The organism is Kangiella sp. M94, assembly GCF_054926195.1.
Genome location: NZ_CM142903.1, coordinates 2,319,890 through 2,340,966, shown reverse-complemented (window position 1 = coordinate 2,340,966; position 21,077 = coordinate 2,319,890). Strand labels below are relative to the sequence as shown.

The 21,077-nt window shown below is 44.2% G+C and carries 22 protein-coding genes and 1 tRNA gene; 8 read left to right on the top strand and 15 right to left on the bottom strand.

Features of this window, described 5'->3' with window-relative positions; genetic code table 11:
* From ACYTXU_RS10800 to ACYTXU_RS10790, 3 genes are read right to left on the bottom strand one after another with little or no spacing between them, the layout of a single operon-like run.
* Positions 1 to 762, bottom strand: coding sequence for a Na(+)-translocating NADH-quinone reductase subunit C (locus tag ACYTXU_RS10800; RefSeq protein WP_462206772.1), 762 nt, complete (start codon positions 760 to 762; stop codon positions 1 to 3).
* Positions 755 to 1,960: an NADH:ubiquinone reductase (Na(+)-transporting) subunit B gene (locus tag ACYTXU_RS10795; RefSeq protein ID WP_462206771.1), complete on the bottom strand. Its 1,206-nt coding sequence runs from the start codon at positions 1,958 to 1,960 to the stop codon at positions 755 to 757. The genes ACYTXU_RS10800 and ACYTXU_RS10795 overlap by 8 nt, the downstream gene beginning before the upstream one ends.
* 11 nt (positions 1,961 to 1,971) lie before the next feature.
* Positions 1,972 to 3,318, bottom strand: a complete 1,347-nt coding sequence (locus ACYTXU_RS10790; RefSeq protein WP_462206770.1) for a Na(+)-translocating NADH-quinone reductase subunit A — start codon at positions 3,316 to 3,318, stop codon at positions 1,972 to 1,974.
* Positions 3,319 to 3,740: 422 nt separating this feature from the next.
* Here ACYTXU_RS10790 and tpiA point away from each other — a divergent pair, with 422 nt between their 5' ends.
* The 4 genes from tpiA (at position 3,741) to soxR (ending at position 5,773) form a co-directional block, all read left to right on the top strand.
* On the top strand, positions 3,741 to 4,493 hold the full coding sequence (tpiA, locus tag ACYTXU_RS10785; RefSeq protein ID WP_462206768.1) for a triose-phosphate isomerase: 753 nt from the start codon (positions 3,741 to 3,743) through the stop codon (positions 4,491 to 4,493).
* A 4-nt stretch (positions 4,494 to 4,497) separates the two neighbouring features.
* On the top strand, positions 4,498 to 4,959 hold the full coding sequence (gene secG, locus ACYTXU_RS10780) for a preprotein translocase subunit SecG (RefSeq protein WP_462206767.1): 462 nt from the start codon (positions 4,498 to 4,500) through the stop codon (positions 4,957 to 4,959).
* 19 nt (positions 4,960 to 4,978) lie between these two features.
* Positions 4,979 to 5,064: transfer RNA gene (locus ACYTXU_RS10775), tRNA-Leu, on the top strand.
* A 238-nt stretch (positions 5,065 to 5,302) separates the two neighbouring features.
* Positions 5,303 to 5,773, top strand: coding sequence for a redox-sensitive transcriptional activator SoxR (gene soxR / locus ACYTXU_RS10770; RefSeq protein ID WP_462206766.1), 471 nt, complete (start codon positions 5,303 to 5,305; stop codon positions 5,771 to 5,773).
* Between the two features lie 4 nt (positions 5,774 to 5,777).
* Here the strand turns inward: soxR and ACYTXU_RS10765 are convergent, their stop codons facing one another.
* From ACYTXU_RS10765 to ACYTXU_RS10725, 9 genes are all read right to left on the bottom strand, one after another.
* Positions 5,778 to 6,710, bottom strand: a complete 933-nt coding sequence (locus ACYTXU_RS10765) for an arylamine N-acetyltransferase family protein (RefSeq protein WP_462206764.1) — start codon at positions 6,708 to 6,710, stop codon at positions 5,778 to 5,780.
* A 25-nt stretch (positions 6,711 to 6,735) separates the two neighbouring features.
* Positions 6,736 to 7,305 carry an NADPH-dependent FMN reductase gene (locus ACYTXU_RS10760; RefSeq protein ID WP_462206763.1) on the bottom strand — a complete coding sequence of 190 codons (570 nt, stop codon included), beginning with the start codon at positions 7,303 to 7,305 and terminating at the stop codon, positions 6,736 to 6,738.
* A gap of 174 nt (positions 7,306 to 7,479) precedes the next feature.
* The gene (locus ACYTXU_RS10755; RefSeq protein ID WP_462206761.1) at positions 7,480 to 7,860 is read right to left on the bottom strand and encodes a YciI family protein; all 381 of its coding nucleotides are present in this window, start codon (positions 7,858 to 7,860) and stop codon (positions 7,480 to 7,482) included.
* A 73-nt stretch (positions 7,861 to 7,933) separates the two neighbouring features.
* Positions 7,934 to 8,752, bottom strand: coding sequence for a YciI family protein (locus ACYTXU_RS10750; RefSeq protein ID WP_462206760.1), 819 nt, complete (start codon positions 8,750 to 8,752; stop codon positions 7,934 to 7,936).
* Between the two features lie 78 nt (positions 8,753 to 8,830).
* Complete coding sequence (locus ACYTXU_RS10745) at positions 8,831 to 10,057, bottom strand: RNA polymerase sigma factor (protein WP_462206759.1); 1,227 nt, start codon at positions 10,055 to 10,057, stop codon at positions 8,831 to 8,833.
* Between the two features lie 142 nt (positions 10,058 to 10,199).
* On the bottom strand, positions 10,200 to 12,101 hold the full coding sequence (locus tag ACYTXU_RS10740; RefSeq protein WP_462209413.1) for an aminotransferase class I/II-fold pyridoxal phosphate-dependent enzyme: 1,902 nt from the start codon (positions 12,099 to 12,101) through the stop codon (positions 10,200 to 10,202).
* 70 nt (positions 12,102 to 12,171) lie between these two features.
* On the bottom strand, positions 12,172 to 12,873 hold the full coding sequence (locus ACYTXU_RS10735; protein ID WP_462206758.1) for a hypothetical protein: 702 nt from the start codon (positions 12,871 to 12,873) through the stop codon (positions 12,172 to 12,174).
* Positions 12,874 to 12,878: 5 nt separating this feature from the next.
* Positions 12,879 to 13,727: a hypothetical protein gene (locus ACYTXU_RS10730; protein WP_462206757.1), complete on the bottom strand. Its 849-nt coding sequence runs from the start codon at positions 13,725 to 13,727 to the stop codon at positions 12,879 to 12,881.
* A gap of 13 nt (positions 13,728 to 13,740) precedes the next feature.
* Entirely contained in the window at positions 13,741 to 14,520 is a 780-nt protein-coding gene (locus ACYTXU_RS10725; RefSeq protein WP_462206756.1) for a hypothetical protein, read from the bottom strand.
* 288 nt (positions 14,521 to 14,808) lie between these two features.
* Here ACYTXU_RS10725 and ACYTXU_RS10720 point away from each other — a divergent pair, with 288 nt between their 5' ends.
* The 3 genes from ACYTXU_RS10720 to ACYTXU_RS10710 all read left to right on the top strand — a co-directional run bounded on the left by ACYTXU_RS10720 (position 14,809) and on the right by ACYTXU_RS10710 (position 17,820).
* Positions 14,809 to 16,404, top strand: a complete 1,596-nt coding sequence (locus tag ACYTXU_RS10720; protein ID WP_462206755.1) for a BamA/TamA family outer membrane protein — start codon at positions 14,809 to 14,811, stop codon at positions 16,402 to 16,404.
* Between the two features lie 447 nt (positions 16,405 to 16,851).
* Positions 16,852 to 17,505, top strand: a complete 654-nt coding sequence (locus ACYTXU_RS10715) for a winged helix-turn-helix domain-containing protein (RefSeq protein WP_462206754.1) — start codon at positions 16,852 to 16,854, stop codon at positions 17,503 to 17,505.
* A gap of 186 nt (positions 17,506 to 17,691) precedes the next feature.
* The gene (locus ACYTXU_RS10710; RefSeq protein ID WP_462206753.1) at positions 17,692 to 17,820 is read left to right on the top strand and encodes a hypothetical protein; all 129 of its coding nucleotides are present in this window, start codon (positions 17,692 to 17,694) and stop codon (positions 17,818 to 17,820) included.
* On the opposite strand, the gene ACYTXU_RS10705 is transcribed toward ACYTXU_RS10710, so the two are convergent.
* Positions 17,782 to 18,918, bottom strand: coding sequence for a glycosyltransferase family 9 protein (locus ACYTXU_RS10705; protein ID WP_462206752.1), 1,137 nt, complete (start codon positions 18,916 to 18,918; stop codon positions 17,782 to 17,784). The genes ACYTXU_RS10710 and ACYTXU_RS10705 overlap by 39 nt on opposite strands.
* A 30-nt stretch (positions 18,919 to 18,948) precedes the next feature.
* Between ACYTXU_RS10705 and ACYTXU_RS10700 the strand changes: the two genes are divergently transcribed.
* The gene (locus ACYTXU_RS10700) at positions 18,949 to 19,668 is read left to right on the top strand and encodes a 3-deoxy-D-manno-octulosonic acid kinase (protein ID WP_462206751.1); all 720 of its coding nucleotides are present in this window, start codon (positions 18,949 to 18,951) and stop codon (positions 19,666 to 19,668) included.
* A gap of 34 nt (positions 19,669 to 19,702) precedes the next feature.
* On the opposite strand, the gene ACYTXU_RS10695 is transcribed toward ACYTXU_RS10700, so the two are convergent.
* Together ACYTXU_RS10695 and ACYTXU_RS10690 are read right to left on the bottom strand one after the other, a co-directional pair.
* On the bottom strand, positions 19,703 to 20,737 hold the full coding sequence (locus ACYTXU_RS10695) for a DUF3667 domain-containing protein (protein WP_462206749.1): 1,035 nt from the start codon (positions 20,735 to 20,737) through the stop codon (positions 19,703 to 19,705).
* Positions 20,706 to 20,978, bottom strand: a complete 273-nt coding sequence (locus ACYTXU_RS10690) for a twin transmembrane helix small protein (protein ID WP_462206748.1) — start codon at positions 20,976 to 20,978, stop codon at positions 20,706 to 20,708. The genes ACYTXU_RS10695 and ACYTXU_RS10690 overlap by 32 nt, the downstream gene beginning before the upstream one ends.
* Positions 20,979 to 21,077: the final 99 nt, after the last annotated feature.

The following is a 21,077-nucleotide window of genomic DNA, read 5'->3' as shown; positions in this document are numbered from 1 at the left end:
TTACAATTCCCCCGCTCTTACTTTTGCCAAGTATGGGCCAAAGGCATCATTACTTAACCAATAACGTAATGAGTTCTCAACACCAACGCTGGTCAGGGTTGCGCCAGAGAGTCCATCAACCTGATGTTCATTCTTAGCTTCACCTTTGACCACCTGAATAACAGGCTCGCCTTGCTCGTTTAGAACTTCTTTACCCGGCCAGATAGAACGCCATTTTGGATTTTCAATTTCGCCACCAAGACCGGCAGTTTCAGCCTGATCATAATACTTCAGGCCAACAACCGTTGTTGTATCTGGCTCAAGCGCCAGGAAACCATACATGGTTGACCATAGACCATAGCCATGGAAAGGAAGGATAATAGTGTCCAGTTGTCCATCTTTCTTGACCAGATAAACATTGGCCAATTTAGAGCGCGTTCTAATGCCAGCGATATCATCTTCAATTCGAACATTCATGCTTGGATCTTTAGCGGCTTTACGTTGCTCGAAACCTTTAGGAGGTTCAACGTATTCGCCGGTCGACAAATCAACAACACGAGTCTCTATCTGTTTAAAAGTATCTTCAATTTGCTCTTTGGTTGCTTGCGCCTGACCATCGATTAACCCCGCAGCAATAAGGATGTTCAACTTACGGTCAAGTTCCTTATTGGTTTCCTGTAAAGGCTTTAACTTAATGGCGGCAACAGAAACAATCACCGAGCAGACTAAGCTCAGAATCACTGCAACCACAATGGTTCTCATTGGACTTTCTTTCTTAGACATGACGACGAGTCCTCCGCTTGATGTTGCTTTGCACCACAAAGTGGTCAATCAATGGCGCGAACAGGTTGGCGAATAGAATCGCAAGCATCATACCTTCAGGGAAGGCTGGGTTGACTACGCGAATCAATATAACCATGACACCAATTAAGGCACCAAAGTACCATTTACCTTTGTTGGTTAAAGACGCTGAAACAGGGTCGGTCGCCATAAAGAACATACCAAAGGCGAAACCACCAGTAACCAAGTGCCAGTACCAAGGCATGGCAAACATCTTGTTAGTTTCACTACCGACGGTGTTCAAAATAAGTGTCATCGCGATCATGCCGAACAAGACACCTAGAACGATGCGCCATGAAGCAATACGAGCATAGATAATGAAGAGACCGCCGATGAGGATCATCAGAGTTGATACTTCACCGATTGAACCAGGAATGCGACCTAAGAAAGCATCCCACCAGCTTTGATTAATGCCGTAATCGGTAATAGTGCCTGCAGCAGCAGCTGCCAGCGGAGTTGCACTGGTAAAGCCATCGACTGCCGCCCATACTTCGGCACCTGAAATTTCGCTTGGATAAGAGAAGAACAGGAATGCACGACCGGCTAGCGCAGGGTTCATAAAGTTCTTACCGGTACCACCGAAGATTTCTTTAGCAACCACGACACCGAAGGAAATACCAAGAGCTACTTGCCATAACGGAATTTCGGCAGGCAGGATCAATGCGAAAAGAATCGAAGTGACGAAGAATCCTTCGTTGATCTCATGACCGCGAATACTCGCAAACAAGACTTCCCAGAAGCCACCGACGATAAAGGTAACTGCATAGATTGGAATAAAGAAACAGGCACCATAGAACATCAGGCCAAGCACGCCAGTTTCAGGGGTGATAGCACCACCGAAGAACTGGAAGAAATCAACCTGCCAGGCGTCAGGCAGTGTTAAGCCTTCGGCTAGTCCAAGCTGCGCTTGAAAACCAACGTTCCACATGCCCCAGAACATGGCCGGGAAAGTAGCAAGCCAAACCATGATCATGATGCGTTTCAGGTCAATGTTGTCACGGACGTGCGTGCCGCCTTTGGTGACATGACCCGGTGTATAGAAAATGGTCGCTGCCGCTTCGTACAAGGCATACCATTTTTCCCACTTGCCGCCTTTCTCAAAATGCGGCTCGATTTTTTCAATAAAGTTTTTTAAACCCATGGTAGCCTCTCTTATCCTTCTTTCTCAATCTTGGTCAGATTTTCGCGAAGAATGGAGCCGTACTCATATTTGCCCGGGCAAACATAGGTACACAAGGCTAAATCTTCCTCGTCCAGCTCCAGACAACCCAACTCCTGTGCGAGTACTGTGTCGTTTGTGACGATAGCGCGTAAAAGCTGAGTCGGCAGAATATCTAAAGGCATGACACGCTCATAGTTACCAATTGGCATAATAGAACGATCTGAACCACCGGTCGTGGTTGTCATGTTAAAACGCCTTTTCGGGAACAGGTGGCCAAAGAATGCGCGAGTCACCGAGAATTTATCAGTACCAGGCATGGCCCAGCCGAAGAACTCTTTATCACGACCTTCGCGGATCACGGTAACTTGATTGTGATAACGACCTAAATAGCCGCGAGCATCGATTGCATTAAAGCCACTGAGCACTGAACCAGAAATATGGCGGTTATCCGCATCATTTTCTTCTTCAGCCATCAGCTCATCAATGCAAGCGCCGACGCGAGTACGAATCAAGCGTGGCTTCTTAATCATGGTACCGCCTAAAGCGATAACACGATCAGTATGAAGTTCGCCTTCAATGAATAGCTTGGCTAATGCAATCACATCCTGATAACCGATGTACCATACGGGATGGTCCATAGAAGCAGGATATAAGAAATGAATGTGAGTACCCACTAAGCCTGCAGGATGCGGGCCAGAAAACTCTTCATAGCTGACTTTAGCATTGCTGCTTTTAGTCAGTGAGGAGCTTGGGGCTGTCGCCACAAAAACCCTGTCACCAGAAAGTTGAGCAAGAATATCAAGTCCGTAGTTAAAGGCTTCATTCTGCTCACTGATAATGACTTCAGGATCGGCAGCTAACGGATTGGTATCCATTGCTGACACGAAAATCGCTTGAGTTTCGCTGTCGATCGCTGGAACTTTTGAGTAAGGACGTTTGCGCAGCGCAGTCCACATGCCCGAATCAACCATTTGCTCGACAATCGCTTCGCGACTCAAGCCAGACAGTTGCTCAGGACTAAACTTATTAAAGCTGACCGCTTCTTCATGCTCGGCAACTTCAACCACTACCGACAACAGCTTACGCTTATTACCACGGTTAATGGCTTTAATCGTACCAGCTGCTGGAGCAGTGTATTTTACTCCTGGGTTTTTTTTATCTTCGAAGATTATCTGGCCTTTCTTAACTGTGTCCCCTTCCTGCACATGCATGGTCGGTTTCATACCAACATAATCTTCGCCTAATATGGCGACGGTTTTTACCGTAGTACCAGCTGAGATCGTTTGCTCTGGTTGCCCTTCAATAGGCAGGTCCAGGCCTTTCTTAATCTTAATCATAGGTCGCTACTTTTAATACCTGATGGTTGTCACTTCACTATGGTGCGCTGCAAAATCATGCCAATAACAAAAAGACCTGGTGTGTAGCGTGCTACAACCAGTCGTATCTTGTTGTTATTTACGGATTTTCAGGCGCCATAGTTCCAAATTAAGGTCAAATATTAGCCAATCGACCTTAAACGGCGCGTATTATACTTGGATCGATAGTTCAAAATCCATGCTTTTTCTGGGGAAATCAGCCCATAAAAGGCAAAAACTACTGATCAGAGTCAACAGAGCTTGTTTTAAAGTCTGCCCTCGGTTAATATTTGCGCCCTTTTGTTAAAAGGGGCGATTGCCGCTGGGCGTTTAACACAAAATGACTGGCAAAATTAAGGCAATCCGCGCAAGTTTAAGAGTGGTATAAAAGAGGAGTTATCCAAGTGCGTACAAAGCTCATTGCAGGCAACTGGAAAATGCACGGTAGTAAGCCATTCATTGAGTCACTCATGAAGGGGATTACTGAGCAGTTGGATGCTGGCATGAAAAGTGACGTGCTAGTGTGCCCACCTACTATTTATATACCTCTGGTCGAGAGTCTGATTGGTAATCATAAGATTGCAGTCGGAGCACAAAACTTAAGCGAGCAAAAGCAGGGCGCCTATACTGGTGAAATCAGTGGCGACATGCTGCAAGATTATGGTTGCCAATACGTGATTGTTGGGCACTCTGAACGCCGTAGCCTGTATGGCGAAACGGATGTTTTGGTAGCTCATAAAGTTGGCAAGGCCATTGAATTTGGATTAACGCCTATTCTTTGTGTGGGTGAAACCCTTGAACAAAGAGAAAAAGGCTCCACTATGCAAGTAGTGCAGCAGCAACTGGACGCAGTTATCGACGCCTTGGGTATTGATGCATTAAACCATGCCGTTGTGGCTTATGAGCCGGTATGGGCAATCGGCACTGGCGTTACCGCAACTCCAGAGCAGGCTCAGGAAGTTCATTCAGCGATTCGAGCTCATTTACGTGGTAAAAATGCTCAGGTTGCTGAAAATATGAAGATACTCTATGGCGGCAGTATGAAAGCGGCCAATGCTGAAGAATTGTTGGCTCAGCCTGATATCGATGGTGGATTGATTGGCGGGGCTTCTTTAAAAGCAGATGAATTTATCGCGATTTGCAAAATAGCAGGATAATACGATGGAATTATTTTTAATGATCAGTTTGTTAGTAGTTGCCTTATTACTGGTTGGTATCATTTTGATCCAACAGGGTAAAGGGGCAGAAATCGGCGCTTCATTTGGTGCCGGGGCTTCTAACACTTTATTTGGTGCTCCAGGCGCCGGAAACTTTCTAACCAAGAGTACAACAGTGCTAGCAATATTATTCTTTGCACTAGCGCTGACTATCCATGCGATTGGCCAGAAAGAAGTTACTAAGTCTGACCTTCTGGATGACCCTGAAGCAACTCAGGTTGAAGAGGTGGGTATCCAGTCTTCTGAAATCCCTGCAGAGACAGAAGAAGCAATTCCTTCTGAGATTCCATCAGATACTCAGGAAGAAATCAGCACTGAAATACCAGCTGCAGACGACCAGGCTATTTCTGAATCTATTCCAGAAGCAACTGAAGAAGAAAAGAAAGAAGACGACCAAGGTCAGTAATCGGTTAGCTTTTTATATTGCTCAGGTGGTGGAATTGGTAGACACGCTATCTTGAGGGGGTAGTGGCCGTAGGCCGTGCGGGTTCAAGTCCCGCTCTGAGCACCACATTCAAATATCAAGTAATCCCATGCAGTATCTAAGCCCATGAAAATTAACGTTTTCATGGGTTTTTTTGTGCCAGTTAGTCCCACGAAATTCTTTGCCATCTCATAACATTTAGGGGTACTTTTGGGGGTATGTCTCCAATGGAAGGTAACCTACTCATTATTCGGCTTGTATTCGTTTGCGCCGGACTAGTTAACGCGGTAGTTTAAGTAATATTATTATGTGATTTCTGAGTGTTATGGGAATAAAACAGAGTAAGCAGATGCTATCGGTTGGTGAGGTTTCTAAACGAAGTGGTTTAGCTGTTTCAGCACTTCATTACTATGAGGATTTGGGGCTTATCCAGTCGACTCGAACGGCTGGGAATCAGCGGCGTTACGCGCGCGATGTGTTGCGACGTTTGGGGGTGATTAAGGCGGCTCAGACGGTGGGCATTCCGTTGCAGGAGGTGAAAAGCGCTTTGTCATCTTTGCCAAAACGGCGCACCCCAACGGCACAAGACTGGGGAGAGCTGGCCAATGGGTGGAAGGATGATCTTAACGAACGGATTGAGCGGCTAATCCTGTTGCGCGAGCGTCTGTCAGGTTGTATTGGCTGTGGTTGTTTATCGGTCACTGCCTGCCCCTTGTTTAATCCTGAGGATGAACAGGGGAAGCAGGGGGCGGGACCTCGTTTACTTGAGCCGGCTTCTAAAAAGTCTAAGCGTTAATTTTTTATACTGCTGTAGCTATAGCCGGCTGTCCTCTCTGTTGAGAAAAGAAGGTTTGAGTAAGCTTCTTTTCGAGGTGTTTTTGATTTGGGGCTCGAAGCCCGAAAATATCATTAAGACAGGTAATCAGTTCTGAGGCTGAGTTTAAGTTAGTGCTGTCTTTGTCACCTTGATGACTATAAAAGTTTAGCTGGCAGTTATTTAGCGAATAACGCCCTTCGCCGGTCAGTCGGGAAGCGATCAGACTATTCACAAATTTTGAGTCGGGGTGTGTGGTTAAGTACCAATTTGCCATGTCAAAATCTGCTTCCTGAACTTCTTCTAGCGTAAAGCGATACAGCTCTTTCCACTCGCTGCTAAGCAAAGTTACTAAAGTATGCAGGCCATTACGATAGATGACTTTATAGGTGCCAAGTGGATGGTGACTAATCTTTTCTTCATTACTCAAACGAATAGGCAGTGGTGGTGTGTATAGGCCGAACCCGACATCCACAATGTAACGCTGGTCTTCTATTTCGACGATGTTGAATCTGTGTGTTTTCGCTACATCAATGTCATCGATATCCTGATTAACGGTGACTCTGGCAGCCAGACTGCGAGCATTGAATCCGAGTTGCTTTAACACCTGAAGGAATAATTTATTGTGCTCAAAGCAGTAGCCGCCTCGATCTCGATGAAGCATCTTGTGGCTAATGGCATTTATCTCAAGCTCAACCCCCGTCTGTAAAAAGGGACTGATATTTTCAAACGGAATGTGGAGCAGGTGCTGATGAATTAATTGTTGCAGTAGAGCTAACGTTGGTTTTAAGTCACCAACGCTAGCTTTGTCTGTTAATTGAATGCGCTTCAAATAGTTTTTTATCTCAATAGACTCTGATTCTGATTGTGATTGTGATTGTGATTCTGATTGTGATTGTGATTGTGATTGTGATTGCATAACCGTATCCTTTTAGTGCTATATGTCAATGAGTTAGGGGCTTGTTATGTCGCGCCTGCATCAGCGCATATCCCCACCATTTAAGATGGCTCAACATATATTTAAAATTACTGGCAAGTTCTTCAGGTTGTTTCAAGTGACCTGAGCTATCGAATAGATTCCAGGGGTTGGCAAAGCTGACCGAGTCTCGCAAACCTACCGAGTGCAGTTCAGCAAACACCTGCCGCAACTGCTCGACCGCTCTGAGTCCGCCGGAAATGCCGCCATAAGAAACGAAGGCGACAGGCTTGCGTTGCCATTCTTCACGAGCAGCATCGATCATGACTTTCAAGGGAGCCGGATAACCATGGTTGTATTCTGGTGTCACGACAATAAAGGCATCGCAGGCTGCCAGACGTTCTTTATAAGCTTCTATGTCTGCGCTATCTGATGGCATGTCGTATGGAAGATTGAGTTCTCTAGGGTCGAATTTATCGACTGTAAATTCTTCATCGTGCGACAAGTGGCTCAAAACCCAGCGGACGATGGTGTCGCAGAAACGACCCTGGCGTGCGCTACCGTAGATAATGCCTAAATGTATTGTGTTGTCACTCATAATGATTCCTTGATTGGGGTTGCCATTTAATGGAATCTGAATTCTAAAACCTCAAGTTAGCTTGAGGTCAATGATTATGGTCGCCGATGACGATTGAAATATTCTCTGAGGTGATTAACTTCTTTAATCACTCATTATTAATAAGCGACATAAAAATCACTCGACAGTTATGAATTAGCCATTGCCACCAGCGATATTGTCGCATTGCTGTAATTCGCGAATGGGGCGAATTTCGATACTGCCAAAACGAGCTGGCGGTATATTGCTGGCCAGTTGTATGGCGTGATTAAGATCGTTGGCTTCGAGTAGATAAAAACCGGCTAACTGTTCTTTGGTTTCAGCAAAAGGGCCATCCATGGTCATTGTTTTACCATCTCGAACTCTGACTGTGGTGGCGGTTGATACCTGCTGTAACGCCTGTCCGGCTATCAGATTCTTTGACTCGGTAAGTCGCTCGCTGCAATCCATGCATTCATGATTGAGTGAGTCCCATTCCTGTTGTGTCATGGCGTTCATGATGTCTTCTTGGTAATAAACCAGTGCAATGTATTTCATAGTCAATCCCTACGTTCTTTTATATCAGCTGCTTATAGAAGTGCCTTAAGAAACTTAAGGCACCAGTCACGTTTCATTCGTAATTAATAATCCAGGGAATATTAAATTGATCAGTTAGCATGGCAAAACGTTTTGCCCAGAAGGTTTTTTCCAGTGGCATCTGCACATCGCCATTTTTAGCAAGAGCTTTATAAATACGTTCTGCTTCAGCTTCAGAAGTGGGCTGGATCTGGACATGCATACCTTGTGGTTTTGCGTAGTGCGATTTAGGCGAGTCCGAGGCCATTAGGGTGAGGCTGCCAAGGTTTAAGCGAGCATGTAGCACTTTATCCAGATCTTCTTTTGCGGTGTCATTGGCAATCGGTGATTCACGGTGAGTCATCAGTTCTTCGATAGTACCGCCTAGAACTTCAGCGTAATATTCGAAGGCTTCTTTACAGTTACCATCGAAAATCAGATAAGGGCAGCCACTGTGCGGACGCTTTTCATTACGCACAAACTGTTCTTCAATCTGGTCGAGGGCATCGCTGGGTTCGAAGTCGCTTAACTCGAATAGTTGGCGTACTTCCAGTTGTGCATTAGCTTCGCCGTCGATGGATGGCCACTTCTTTGCCCACGCGATAGCTTCTTCCTTGGAGTCAACTTCAATCATGGAGTAGCCGGCCAATAGCTCCTTAGTTTCGGCAAAGGGACCATCGGTGATAATCGGATCTCCTTGGTTAACTGCGACACGAAAACCGTACTTACTGGCCTTTAATCCTTCGCCGCGGATCATAACTCCGGCCTGGATCATTTCTTCATTGTAGTCGGCCATTGCTTTCAGCAATGCCTCTGTTGGCATAACTTCGGCTTCGGTGTGTTCATCAGACTTACGTATGATCATGTATCTCATAATTTATCCTTTCCATTTTGCTTAATGTCACTACCTAATCGAATGGCAAAAGCTGATTTCGACACATTGCTGAAAAAATTATGGAATTTCTTTGATCCGTTTATGAATAAAGCGTTTTTCGGCTTCCTGGTTGGTCAAATCTAAGGCTGTGTTAAAGGCATCACGAGCTTTTTGATGCTGCTGTAACTTGAGGTGAAAGTCACCTAATACTGCGTATGTCAGGTGATAGTTAAGCAGCTGTTTTCGTTCGATTAAATCGTTAACTAGAATTAAGCCGGCGGCAGCACCCTGGTGCATGGCGACAGCGACCGCACGATTCAGCTCAATCACCGGTGAGGGCAGTATGCTGAGCAATACGTCATAGAGTTCAATGATTTGTGGCCAATCGGTTTGCGCGAAACTTTTTGCCTCAGCATGCAGTGCGGCGATAGCCGCTTGCAGGGTAAAAGGATGACGAATGCGACTTTGCAATGATGCTACTAATAGCTGTAAGCCCTGAGCAATCTCCTCTTGATGCCATAACGAACGGTCTTGATGTTCCAGGGTGATAATATCGCCTTGCGCATCATGGCGGGCATCGCGGCGTGAGTGTTGGATAAGAATCAGAGCGAGCAACCCTTTGGTTTCCGGACGTGGGATTAATTGTTCCAGTTGCTGACACAGTTCTATGGCGTGCTGCACCAGGCGAATGCGAATCGGTTCATCACCCTGAGTTGCATTGTAGCCTTCATTAAACAGTAGATAGATAACATGAAGTACCGCATCTAGCCGTTCGGGAAGATCCGCAAGGTCAGGAACTTCATAGGGAATATTGGCCTCACGAATTTTAGTTTTAGCTCTAACAATGCGTTGTGCAATGGTCGGTGGTTTGGTTAGAAAACCTTGCGCTATTTCCTCGGTGGTTAGTCCACAGATTTCTCGTAAGGTGAGAGCGATTTGTGATTCTGTGGCAAGTGATGGGTGGCAGCAAGTAAAGATGAGGCGTAACTGGTCATCATCAAATAGTTGATAAGACTCCAGATCCTCCTGTTCGGCATCTTGCAGTTGTTGCTGTGAGATGTATTGACTGATGTCTTGAAATTTTTGTTGTCGCCTTAGCTGATCAATTGCTTTAAAGCGCCCGGTTGAGACCAGCCACTCGCGCGGCTTTTCCGGAATGCCGGACTCCGGCCATTGAGCAAGCGCCGCAATAAAAGCTTCGTGTAATGCTTCTTCAGCTAAATCAAAGTCACCAAGTAATCGAATCAAGGTGGCTAGCACCCAACGCGATTCTTGGTGATACAGTTTTGTAATCTCTTGTTCCATCAATCAGGAGCGTCTGCTTGAAAGAGACCTAATGTAACATAACTCTTTTTACAGGGTTAGTGATCCTGACTCTGTTGCAAAAAGCGCATTTAAATAACACGAACCGTTCCGGTGTCAGCGCTGGTGGCTTTTATTTCTGAACTTAAGATTGCTTCAGCACATAGATTTCTCCATCGAAGCTACCTTGTATAGTCAGGTTCTGATTGGTTAGTGCGTTCAGGTAGTCTAGCTGTTCACGTCGGATGATTTGGCCAGGAACCAGTAGCGGAATACCTGGTGGATAAGGTGTCACCAAGCCTGCACAAATACGATTTTCGACTTCAGAAATGGGTAAGCATTCCCTTTGGCCAAAGAAGGCTTCATTGGGTAAACAGGCCAATTCGATTGGTGGCAGGTTATTGGGGATTTTAGAACGACGACTGGCCGTGGTTAATTTTACGCGGCCGCTATCCAGTTTTTTCAATGCGTTATATAGACGAATAATTTTGGAGCGGGTACCGCCAAGAGTTAGCAAAACAAGAATCGTGCTGTGGGTGTATTTCTCAATTTCGAGCCCAACCTCGTCTAGCAGGTACTTATGGATATCTTTATGTGAGTAGGGTAGTTCACTAATATCAATGAGGATTTTAAGCGGGTCATGGCCCATGTTGTCGGATTCGAAATGCGGGAACAGTGACTTAAAGTCATTTTTATCCAGCACTTTGATTCTGCTCAGGCTGGCCATTTGTTGCTTAAATTCAGTCACATGATTAAGCAAGGCATTGAGGATTTTGTAGCCTTCCATTTCTAATTGCTTATGGCATACATCAAGCGAGGCGATTAGTTGATACTTGGGTGAGGTGCTGGCGTAAATGCTGTAGATCTCACGGAAGAAGTCCTCATCAAAATCGGGATCATTGATATGAATGTAAGAGGCTTGCGAAAAGGCTGAGACCACCTTGTGGGCTGAGTGAGTGACATAGTCTGCCCCGGCATTGATCGCTGAGTAGTCACGAAACTCTGGATGGAATAACGAATAGGCAAACCAGGCTTCATCAATAAAGACCTTAATATTATGGTTATGAGCCAGCTCAACCACTTGCTTCAGATCACTGAGTAAGCCATCGTAAGTACAGCCGGTTAGCACTAATAACTTTGCGTCAGGATTTTGTTCTATTGCTTGTTTCATATCAGCCAGTGACGGTGGTGCAAAGATACCGTACTTGGGGTTGAGAATGCTGGAAAGATAAATCGGCATGCTTGCTGATTGCAGTATTCCGTAGTGCACTGACTTATGGCAGTTTCGATCAATAATGACTTTGTCACCTTTGCGCAACAGTGTTTGTAGGATGATTTTGTTGGAGGTAGAAGAGCCGTTGGTCACGAAGTAGGTTCGTTTGACTTCAAAGGTTATTGCCGCGGCTTGTTGTGCTCGGCCAATGTAGTTAGTGCTATCGGATAGCGAACCGAGTGAATCAACTGAAACTGAGAGGTCACCGACGAAAACGTTGCGACCGTAGAACTGATAAAAGTCGCTGATATAAGGTGAATTTCTAAAGCTGGCGCCACCACTATGTCCAGGCGTATGCCAGGAATCATTAGACTCCGCTACGTAACGTTTGTAAGCCGTCCAAAAAGGTGTTTCGCAACGATCATCAAAGTCGTTAATGATATAGCCAAGAATGGACTCAGGATCGGATAAAACATCATCTTTAAAAAAGAAGGACTCAATGTCTTCGGATTCATTAACAATATCCAGTCCTTTGCTATCATCGCCTAACACATAAACTGGTAATTCAAGGCGAATAGATTTTAATTGGCTTATAAACTGTGCGTAGCGATTGGCAATAGCATTTTCGCGGATCTGCCAACTTAAAATGACCGCCTGAATATCACCATCTTCTTGAATGTGCTCAATCCCGGTTACCAGATCAGGGCAGTTAATCACCTCAATAGTGACGTCAGTGCGTTCAAAGTTGGTAATGGTCCTGGTTAGATTACTCGATAATTCTGAGAGGATAGAGCCGTCATCTTCAATAAGGAGAATTTTAAGTAGCGGTAGCACCATGGTTGTCCGGTAAGCTTCTGAAGTATTGCTCAAGCATACAAGCAAAAGCAGATATAAAGCAAAGAGCTTAACCCTTTAGCAGTAATTTATTAAAGGTCAAAGAGGTAAAAAATTGTGAGTCCAGGCATAGCTCCAATTGCTGTAACCATTCGTAGATAACTTCAAGAGTATTCCATTGATAGTGGTCGTAGTCAGCTTTATTGAAAGAAGGAAACGCATCAAGAAACTGAACAAGTTTCAGTGATAATAAATCCTCAGGTACATTCACATCCGGAATAGTAAGAGCCAAGCGGGTGAGGGTTTGTGCGTTGCGTATGTTGGTTGGTGATAATGTTTTGGCGAGTTGCTTTATGAGTATTGGCTCGGACTCGCTCAATTGAGTAATGGTAGTGATGCCATGTTTCTTGAGTAGATTACGATGCTGAGCAACTGAGTTGGTCATATGACTGATGGATAGTCCAGATAAGAACTCATAAGAGCTATAAGCCGGGGTGCCGCTTTCTGTCAGCTTATCAATATGGGAGCGATTTTCTGGAGACTTGGCGTCATAGGTTATCTCCAATTGCCAGCCATTATTTGATAGCGGATATTTCGCCGGATCCAACTGGAGAGTATGGGCGCCATCCGAAGTCATTTGTTGCCCCATGCGCACCTTGATGGTGGATATTTCCACCAAAGGTGCGTCCAGGAAACTTGTGGTATTAGCCACTGCTGAAGTAAGCTCGCCATGAACCATATGGACAATATCGTCAATATTCACATCAGCCATTAGGTTCACCTGATAGATTTAAAGTTAAGTTCAATTTCGCTGTAAATATTGGCTTTTGCTGTAGTAGCTTGCGGATCTTTATTGCTTACTGGACGAATGGCAACTTTGATGTCCTTTGTAAGGTTGGGTTTTAGGATGCTCGCTTTGAGCGTGGGATTAGCCAGAATTCTGCTCCTGGAACTAATGGTTTTATTATCAATCAAATTTTTACGCAGTGACTCTTTCAACTTGACTCGTTTATCCAGAACGGGGGATTTTGCCTTGGGTGGGACTTTAGCTTTGGGCTTTGCCGGGGCTGAATCTTCTTCATCTTCAGCACTTTTATCGATGGAGGTTCCGAAAGTGAACTTTGCATTAATCTTACCGCTATCGACAACGATATTGGAGAATCCTTGCTCCAATGCTTGCAACATGGCATTACGCTTTTGTTGTGCGTAGGGAGTTGCCGCAGCTTGGTAAACCGCTAGCACATCCTGGTTGGTGAGTTTACCCTTTTTGGCTGATTCGCTTTCGCTAAGGTCAAGTCCCAGTTCATCAAATATAGCCGGTGATTCGTTGGTATTGCCTTTCTTCGCTTTGTAGGGAGCGCCTTGGTAAATAGCATGTGGCATATTTTTGGCAGTGGTGGGGAAATAGGATGTTAATACCCGATCAATTTGGTCAAAAAATTCATCGCGTTGAAGCAATGAGTCGACAAATAAAGACTCGGGCAAGCTTGCCAGCTCTTTGATTTCGAGCAGTTTTTCTTGTTGCTCCGCTTGTGAAGTGACGACCGCATCGAACACTTCAGAAATGAGCTTCGCCACGAATTCGGCGAAGCCCATATCAGCGGGCGTCAAAATTTCTTCTGACATGATGTTCTCCCGCTTAGTCTTGGTCTAATGGTAGGTAATCAGTTTTAAAGTTTAAATGGACTCGACCGTAAATCTGCACGCTACTACTTGAGCGATCGATATCGGTTTTAGTGGCCGTGGAAACTTTAATACTGTTATATGAAGTCGACGCCGATGCTTTTACCCATCCCGATAGTAGACCGCCTGTTTTGGCTTTTGCGCGGAAGTTAAAATTCTTCCGATTGTAGTCAGTCGAGCGGTTTTGTAAATACGACGAACCATAGGTATTGAAGGTCAGACGGGTTTCAATTTCGCCTTGCTCAATAACCAGACGCAACAGACCTTGCTTAACCATTTCTTTAAGCAGGGTGTACTTATCTGCTGCGAGTCGGTTAGCAACTGCGTCCAGGATCTTCTGAAACTTAGTATCATCAAGTGAACCGTGTGTGACGACTTTATTATCAGAATCAAGTCCAGCATCTTTGACTTCAACAGCCTTGTTTAGATCGCTCGCCTGGCCTTGAGTTAAAGTACCATTAGGCTTAACGACAGGGTTACCATCATTATCCGCGCCAACAACTTTGGACAGGAATTGCAACAGCATATTGCCATCGATGTCATCCTTGGTATCGTTGATAAACGCCTGCAATGATTTACCTGTCTGCTTTAATAACTCAACATAGGCTTCGGTTTGGCGTAAATTAGAGGCGATTAACGTATCAAAAACATCGCTAACTAATTTGGTGGTGAATTCGGGAAAACCGATTTCGGGTAGGTGGGTAGCCAATTCAACGGCTTCTTTACTTCCAGACATAACTTTCTCCTTGTCTTAGTTTTTTGGTTTAAAAACTGTTTACAGAAAAGACACTTGCTCAACCTGAGAAGTGAGTCCTTTCTGAAGTTGTGTAACCATTTAAAATTCCCTTTGTCATGATGCTAGGCAATGAGCAGGGTTTTGTCAATAATTGTTGGTAGTCAGATTTGCATTGTTAAGGCTATGAAAAATGACGAAAAATTCAGCGCATGACTTTCATGATTGGTGACTCTATGATGGAATAAAGTGAGAAGACTAGCTAAGTAACAGGTATTATAAGGACTGGACTTGAAGCAATCTGTGGCAATTTTAAAGGTAATAAAGCAAGTAACGCTTGCCATGTTTCTGGCAACCTTATGTTGTATTGTCAAAGGCGAAGACAAAGTCAGAATTGCAGAAATTGTTGTTACCATTAACCCAATCTTTAGTGAAGAAGAGCGTACCGGCTGGCTGTATGAAACGGCTGACCAGATTCATATTGATACACGTCCTTACGTGATAAGTCGTTTATTACCCTTTAAAGAAGGAGACCTGGTTTCAGTCAGAACTATTGACGAAGCTGAAAGGATATTAAGAGCAAAGGCTTTTCTGCGCGATGCCAAAGTTACCTGGAGAAAGTCTGAAACGGGAGATGGCGTTATTGTTGAGGTTCAAACCTGGGAAAACTGGACCTTAGTCCCGACGGTTGATATTAGCAGAGAAGGTGGGGTTACCGACTATTCTTATGGTATTCAGGATGAAAACCTTCTAGGTCATGGCTTAAGAGCCACCATTTTATATTTCAAAGAACAGGAACGAACGGGTTACTCTTTGGTTCTTGCGTCACAAGTTTCCACTGAAAGTCATTTGCAAGCGGCCTTGGTCTTATCCGATACCTCGGATGGTGAGCAGTACTCATTAGGCTTGAATAAACCTTTTTATACGTTGGATGACGAATGGAGCGCAAATTTTTATATTAATACGGAGCGTCGTGAAGACACCATTTATAGCAACGATGAAGAGGTTAATGTCTTTGGCCATGAGATTGATCATTTCGAGCTATCCTACGGATTTTCTGAAGGGTTGGTCGATGATCGGACTGTGCGATACGAAGTCGGTTACACCGAGCGTAAGGATAGCTTCATTGAAAAATTGATGACTATCGGGTTGCCCGAAGAACGTGATTTTACCCACCCCTGGTTTGGCATTGAGTACATTGATGACAATTTTATTAAAACCAAGAACCTGTATTTAATTGGCCGAACAGAGGATGTCCAATTAGGCTGGAGCCATAATTTAAGATTGGGGGTTAATACCAGTAATAGTAAGTATCAAAAGGCTATGCACTGGCGATGGGACAGCCGTTATACCAACCAGATAAATCAAGAACATCTTTATACCACCTGGCTGTCCAGCGATGGTGTTGAACCTGATGGTAGCGTTGAAACTACCTATTACTACTCTACCGGCTTAGAATATTTTCATCATGCTTCAGATACTCGAATATGGTATCTGAAGGCTCAGTATTGGGGTGCTGAAAATCCCTTTATCGATAGACCGATTGCCATTGGGGGTGAGAGTGGGTTACGCGGTTATCCATTGCAATATCAACATGGCAAGCAAGCCTATTTGGCGAACTTAGAAAAGCGATACTATCCAGGGATAAATCTATTCAAGCTAGTCGATGTGGGCTTTGCGGGATTTGTCGATGTGGGGCGAGCCCGTGGTGAAACGCTTTACCCTAACCAGGAAGAAGGCACATTAATTGGTGTTGGGCTTGGTATCAGACTGTTCTTTTCACGCTCTAGTGGCCGCAATCTGGTCAACATCAATTTAGCAGCACCGGTAAACTCAGACTATCTGAGCGGGGTGGATTTTAGCATAACCGCCACCACCAGTTTTTAATTTACTTCTTTTCCGACGAGAAACATTAATCCCTGAAATATATTTTGAATTATGTCTGGCAAGTGAAATTGTCATCAATTAGACATAGATTCTCAAAAATGGAGCAGATAATTCAGCAAAGACAAACTTAGTTACACTTACTCACAACAGTTTTCTGATAACTCGTGTCATATAGGTACTAAACAAGCATATTTTGCTATTAATAACTAGTACAAGGAGTACCATTATGAACACTAATACTAAGAAAGCCTTTCGTTTAGATCTAGAAGATATTTTTCTTGATGCCTGCTGGATTCTTATTGCTTTGCTTTTGGTTAGCATGTTGGTTTTCAGTATCATTTGATATGAGAAAATAACTTTTCTCCAGTTTTATGGTCTAACGGTTGGAGTTGGAGATACAACCCCCCGATAACATACTGGCCCATGTCATAAGACAAGGAAATGGCAATGCAACAGTACCTGTCTGACGGTTTTAAACTGGTTGATTGGAAGGTCAATCCTGCTCTTAATCAGCTTACAATTGATGAAAGAGCATTTGAGTTAGAGCCCAAAGTGATGCAAGTTTTAGTGTGCTTGAATGAGCATGCTGGAGAACTTGTTACTAAAGACCTTTTATTTAAAGAAGTATGGCATGGAGTGTCAATTAGTGATGATGCAATTTATTGCAGCATTTCCAAGTTGCGTAAAATTTTTCGACAGGTGGCTGAGCACCGCAGTCCAGAGCTGAAAACAATAACTCGCCAAGGTTATATGTTATGCAATACCCCTTCCTATAGAGCTCTAAATCCAGAGCCCTATCTTAGCCGCGGTAGGCGTCATGATGATTTCCTGACAAGTCATGGTATTAGTACCAGGTCTGAGCATCATAGATACCCAAGCACAGGCGGCGAGAAGATAAATGGTATAGGGACTGACAAAAAAATTAAAAGGCCTGTGAACAGTTCAGAGTTAAAGTTATTCAACATTGAGCTTTTTGTCGGCGAGCGCAAAAAAAAGCATCAGACAGAAAAGCATCAAATCCTTAACCAAAAGTTAAAAGTACTGTTGCTTATTCTGTTGATGGTTATTCTAACACAGGCGGTGATTATACTATTCGTGTAACAGCTGTTTTGTTTTTTTGACAGAAGTCTGAACAAAGTCTGTTCTACGGCAGTCTAAAATTTTGCATGTTGATCTAAGTCATTGCTTTTTAAGTCGTTTGAAAAGTTCGGGAAACAGACAGGACAATGCTGACTTTTTCATGAATACTGGAGCTTCATTGGATAACAGCGAAAGCAAGGAGAATCCATGAAAACTAAAGCAGTTAAGCCAAAACATGTGCATGAGTATGATGCCGAAGATGTGTTCTTAAATATTTGTCAGGGTGTCATTGCTGTCTTACTGGTAATCATTCTGGTTTACAATATTTTCATCTAGGAAGTCTCGCATCACCTGATCAATTAATTGGGTAACCTGTTCAACAGTAATCTGTTGCATCAGGTTGTCGCCTTTTAATCGATAACCCCAAGGAATCTCACTAGGTAAGCAGTTGAGTTGCTGTGTTGCTGATGCAGTATAGGCATCAGCAACATAGTCTAAATATAAGTAAGGTCCTGTACGCTGCGGATTGCTGTGGGCGTAGAGGCCAATCACCGGCGTTCCCTGAGTGACTGCCATGTGAGCCGGTCCCGAATCCGGTGCAATAACAAACTGAGCTTTTTTTAATACTGCCAGTAATTGTTTGAGATTGGTTTGGCCAATGAGATCGACCATAGGTGTTTTGCAATGACTCAATATACTATCGCCCAGTGAACGCTCCATGGCGCTAGGGCCGCCGGTCATGACTACGGTATAGCCTTTATTGTGGCAATAGGTTGCTACTTTGGCGTAACGTGCAGCTAGCCAGTTTCGCTCAGCCTTACTTGCTCCGGGGGAAAGAACGACGAAGCGTGTTTGTGGTAGTTGATTGGCTGCCCACAGTTCGACTTCTTGTGGTAGTGGAATATTCCACAATGGCTTGCTGTCTGGCACGCTAATGGCGCGGGCGAAATCTCTGAACCCTTCTAAAACATGCATGCCTTTACTATCAGTGATGTGTTCGTTGACGAACAGCGAGTGTAATTCTTTGCTCCTTTTTTTCTCAAAGCCTAGCTTGATCGTGGCAGGGATAAAGTGAGCAGCAAGATTGGCACGAAATGCTAATTGCATGTGCAGCAAAATATCATATTGCCGACCTTTCATAGCGTTACGCAACTCAGCATACGCCTTAATGCCCTTACTTTTATCGAAGATGACAAATTCAACATCAGGTAAATGCTTTAATAGCTGCGCTTCGACTTTACCAATGACCCAGGTGATTAATGCATCCGGGTATTGGCGTTGAATAGCCTGTACGGTCGATACTGCATGACACACATCGCCAATAGCAGAGAGGCGCAAAATGCAGATGGCTTGTGGTGACTGAGGAAAGTTTTCTAACACAGTATGACCTTGAAAATTAGGGACTTGCGTCGATTTTAATGTATAGTAAGCCATAAACCAACCATCTGTCCCGCTTACGTTTCTGTGAAAATTCAACAAGTTGACAGAAATCGGTTCCTGGTGACGACTAAGCGTTTTCGCGACAAGGTTACTAGCGACTGGTTTGATGCAAAATTATTAACAGAGCAGGGAGCTATCATTGGATCTTCAACCGGACGAAATACTACCTGGTTTTTTCAACAGCAGGATGAGCAGTTCGTGCTTAGAAAGTACTACCGGGGTGGCATTTTATCAAAGTGGGTTGAAGACTCTTATCTGTTTACCGGGTTAAAGCGAACGCGCGCTTATCGTGAGCTTTCTTTGCTGCGTAAAATGCGTAAGAAGGGATTGCCCGTGCCTGAGCCAGTGGCTTTGATGGTAGATAAAAATGGTTTTACTTACCGAGCCTCAATCATCATTGGGCTGATAAAAAATGCTCAGGACCTTTTTCATATTTTGCGACAGCGTTCTCTTTCTGCTGATGAGTGGAAGGCCGTGGGGGCTCTTATCAGACAGTTTCATGAGCAAGGCGTCTATCATTCTGATTTAAATATTCACAATATTCTGTTGGATGATCAGGGCAAGTTCTGGTTGATAGACTTTGACAAGGGGCGGCTAATCTCGACTGATAGTGCTAAGTTGGAAACTAACCTACCAAGACTACAGCGCTCGCTTAGGAAAGAAGACTCGAAATACCCTGACTTTAACTGGCTAGAAGAAGATTGGAATCACCTTCTTGAAGGATATAAAGGCGAGAAAAGATAAGCTTATTCGCATCCTGCCTTCATCCAGACCTGTATTAAGTTGACATCAATCCAACCAGCAAAGCCACTACCAGCATAAAGCCGAAAATCATCGTATAGAGCAAACCAAACAGCAGGAAGCGCCAGCTGGTTGCCCAATAGCCTGTTTGATAAAAGTTTTTCTGGGCATAAAACAAATAGAGTATTAAGCCTAAGAAAACGAACCAACCGAGGTGGAGTACTTGCAGTTGTGGTAGCCAGCTGACTAATTGAACCCAGCCTAAGTACAGTAGAATCACTGCAAACATGAAGCTGTGGCTGTGGATCAGCAGAACCAGGTGTTCAACATACAGTCGCTTTTTGAATAAATAAAACAAGCCCAGTAGCAAGGCAAAAATTGGTAGAGCGAACAGCATGGTTTGCGGAATCACTTCTATCATGTTTTGCACAATCGCAACCCCCAGAGCAGTACGGGCGGCCTTTTGCTTTTCTGCTGGTAAGTAGGATATATCGTGGTAGGTGTCACACAGTTTATCAATACGCTCTTCTAATGCCTGATCTAACCACTGAGGCCATAGATGAAACATGTTTTTCGCTTCAGATTTACAGTTAAGAGCCTGCTCCATGGGATCAACGGGGCTGCTATCAAGAGGAATCCTTTGAGCCTCTTCGATCACTTGCAATGCCTGAGGGCTAACATTAGGGTTATTCGCTAGCTGCTCTCGTGCATCGGCTAACTCTTTTTGAATTTCTGCCTGTTCTTCAACCGTTAGATCTGCTCCACCTATTTGTACATTGGTGATATTGAAGCCACCAAACTTAGTCATTAAGAAGAAAATTATCGATAAGATCAGATAAAGTTTGATGGGGGTGACGTAATGATTTTTATGATGAGAATTGGTGAAGTAATCACGAGATAAGGCGCCCGGCTTAACCAGCATGCGAGCGGTTTTGAAAACTTTAGAGTCGTAGTTCAACCAATCTTCGACAAACTCGACTAATAATTCTTTGATGGTTCTTTGTGGGCGAAAGGTCTTTTGCCCACATTGATTACAAAACTTACCAGGATTTTGGGAGTTGGACTGATTCATTGCTACTTCCTTGCACGGAGGTTTCTACCGGTAGAACGCTATCTCTAAACTCTATAACACCAAAGTAATGTAGCAAAATTACGATGATAAACAACAAGATAGATAAACCGATTCGCCAGCTGAGTGCCTTAACCAGTTTTCTGCTCGACTCTTCATCGCCCTTGCCCAAGAAGAACAGGCCTCTAAAAAGGCTGAATAATATGGCGAGCATCAATATAATGAGTACAATTTTAATCCACATAATCTAATTCTTTGCTTTTAACCAATCCGCCAGCGACAGATTGTATTTCATGGGTACTAGTGCCGCATTATACGCAGATTGGCTATAAAAACAGAAGCA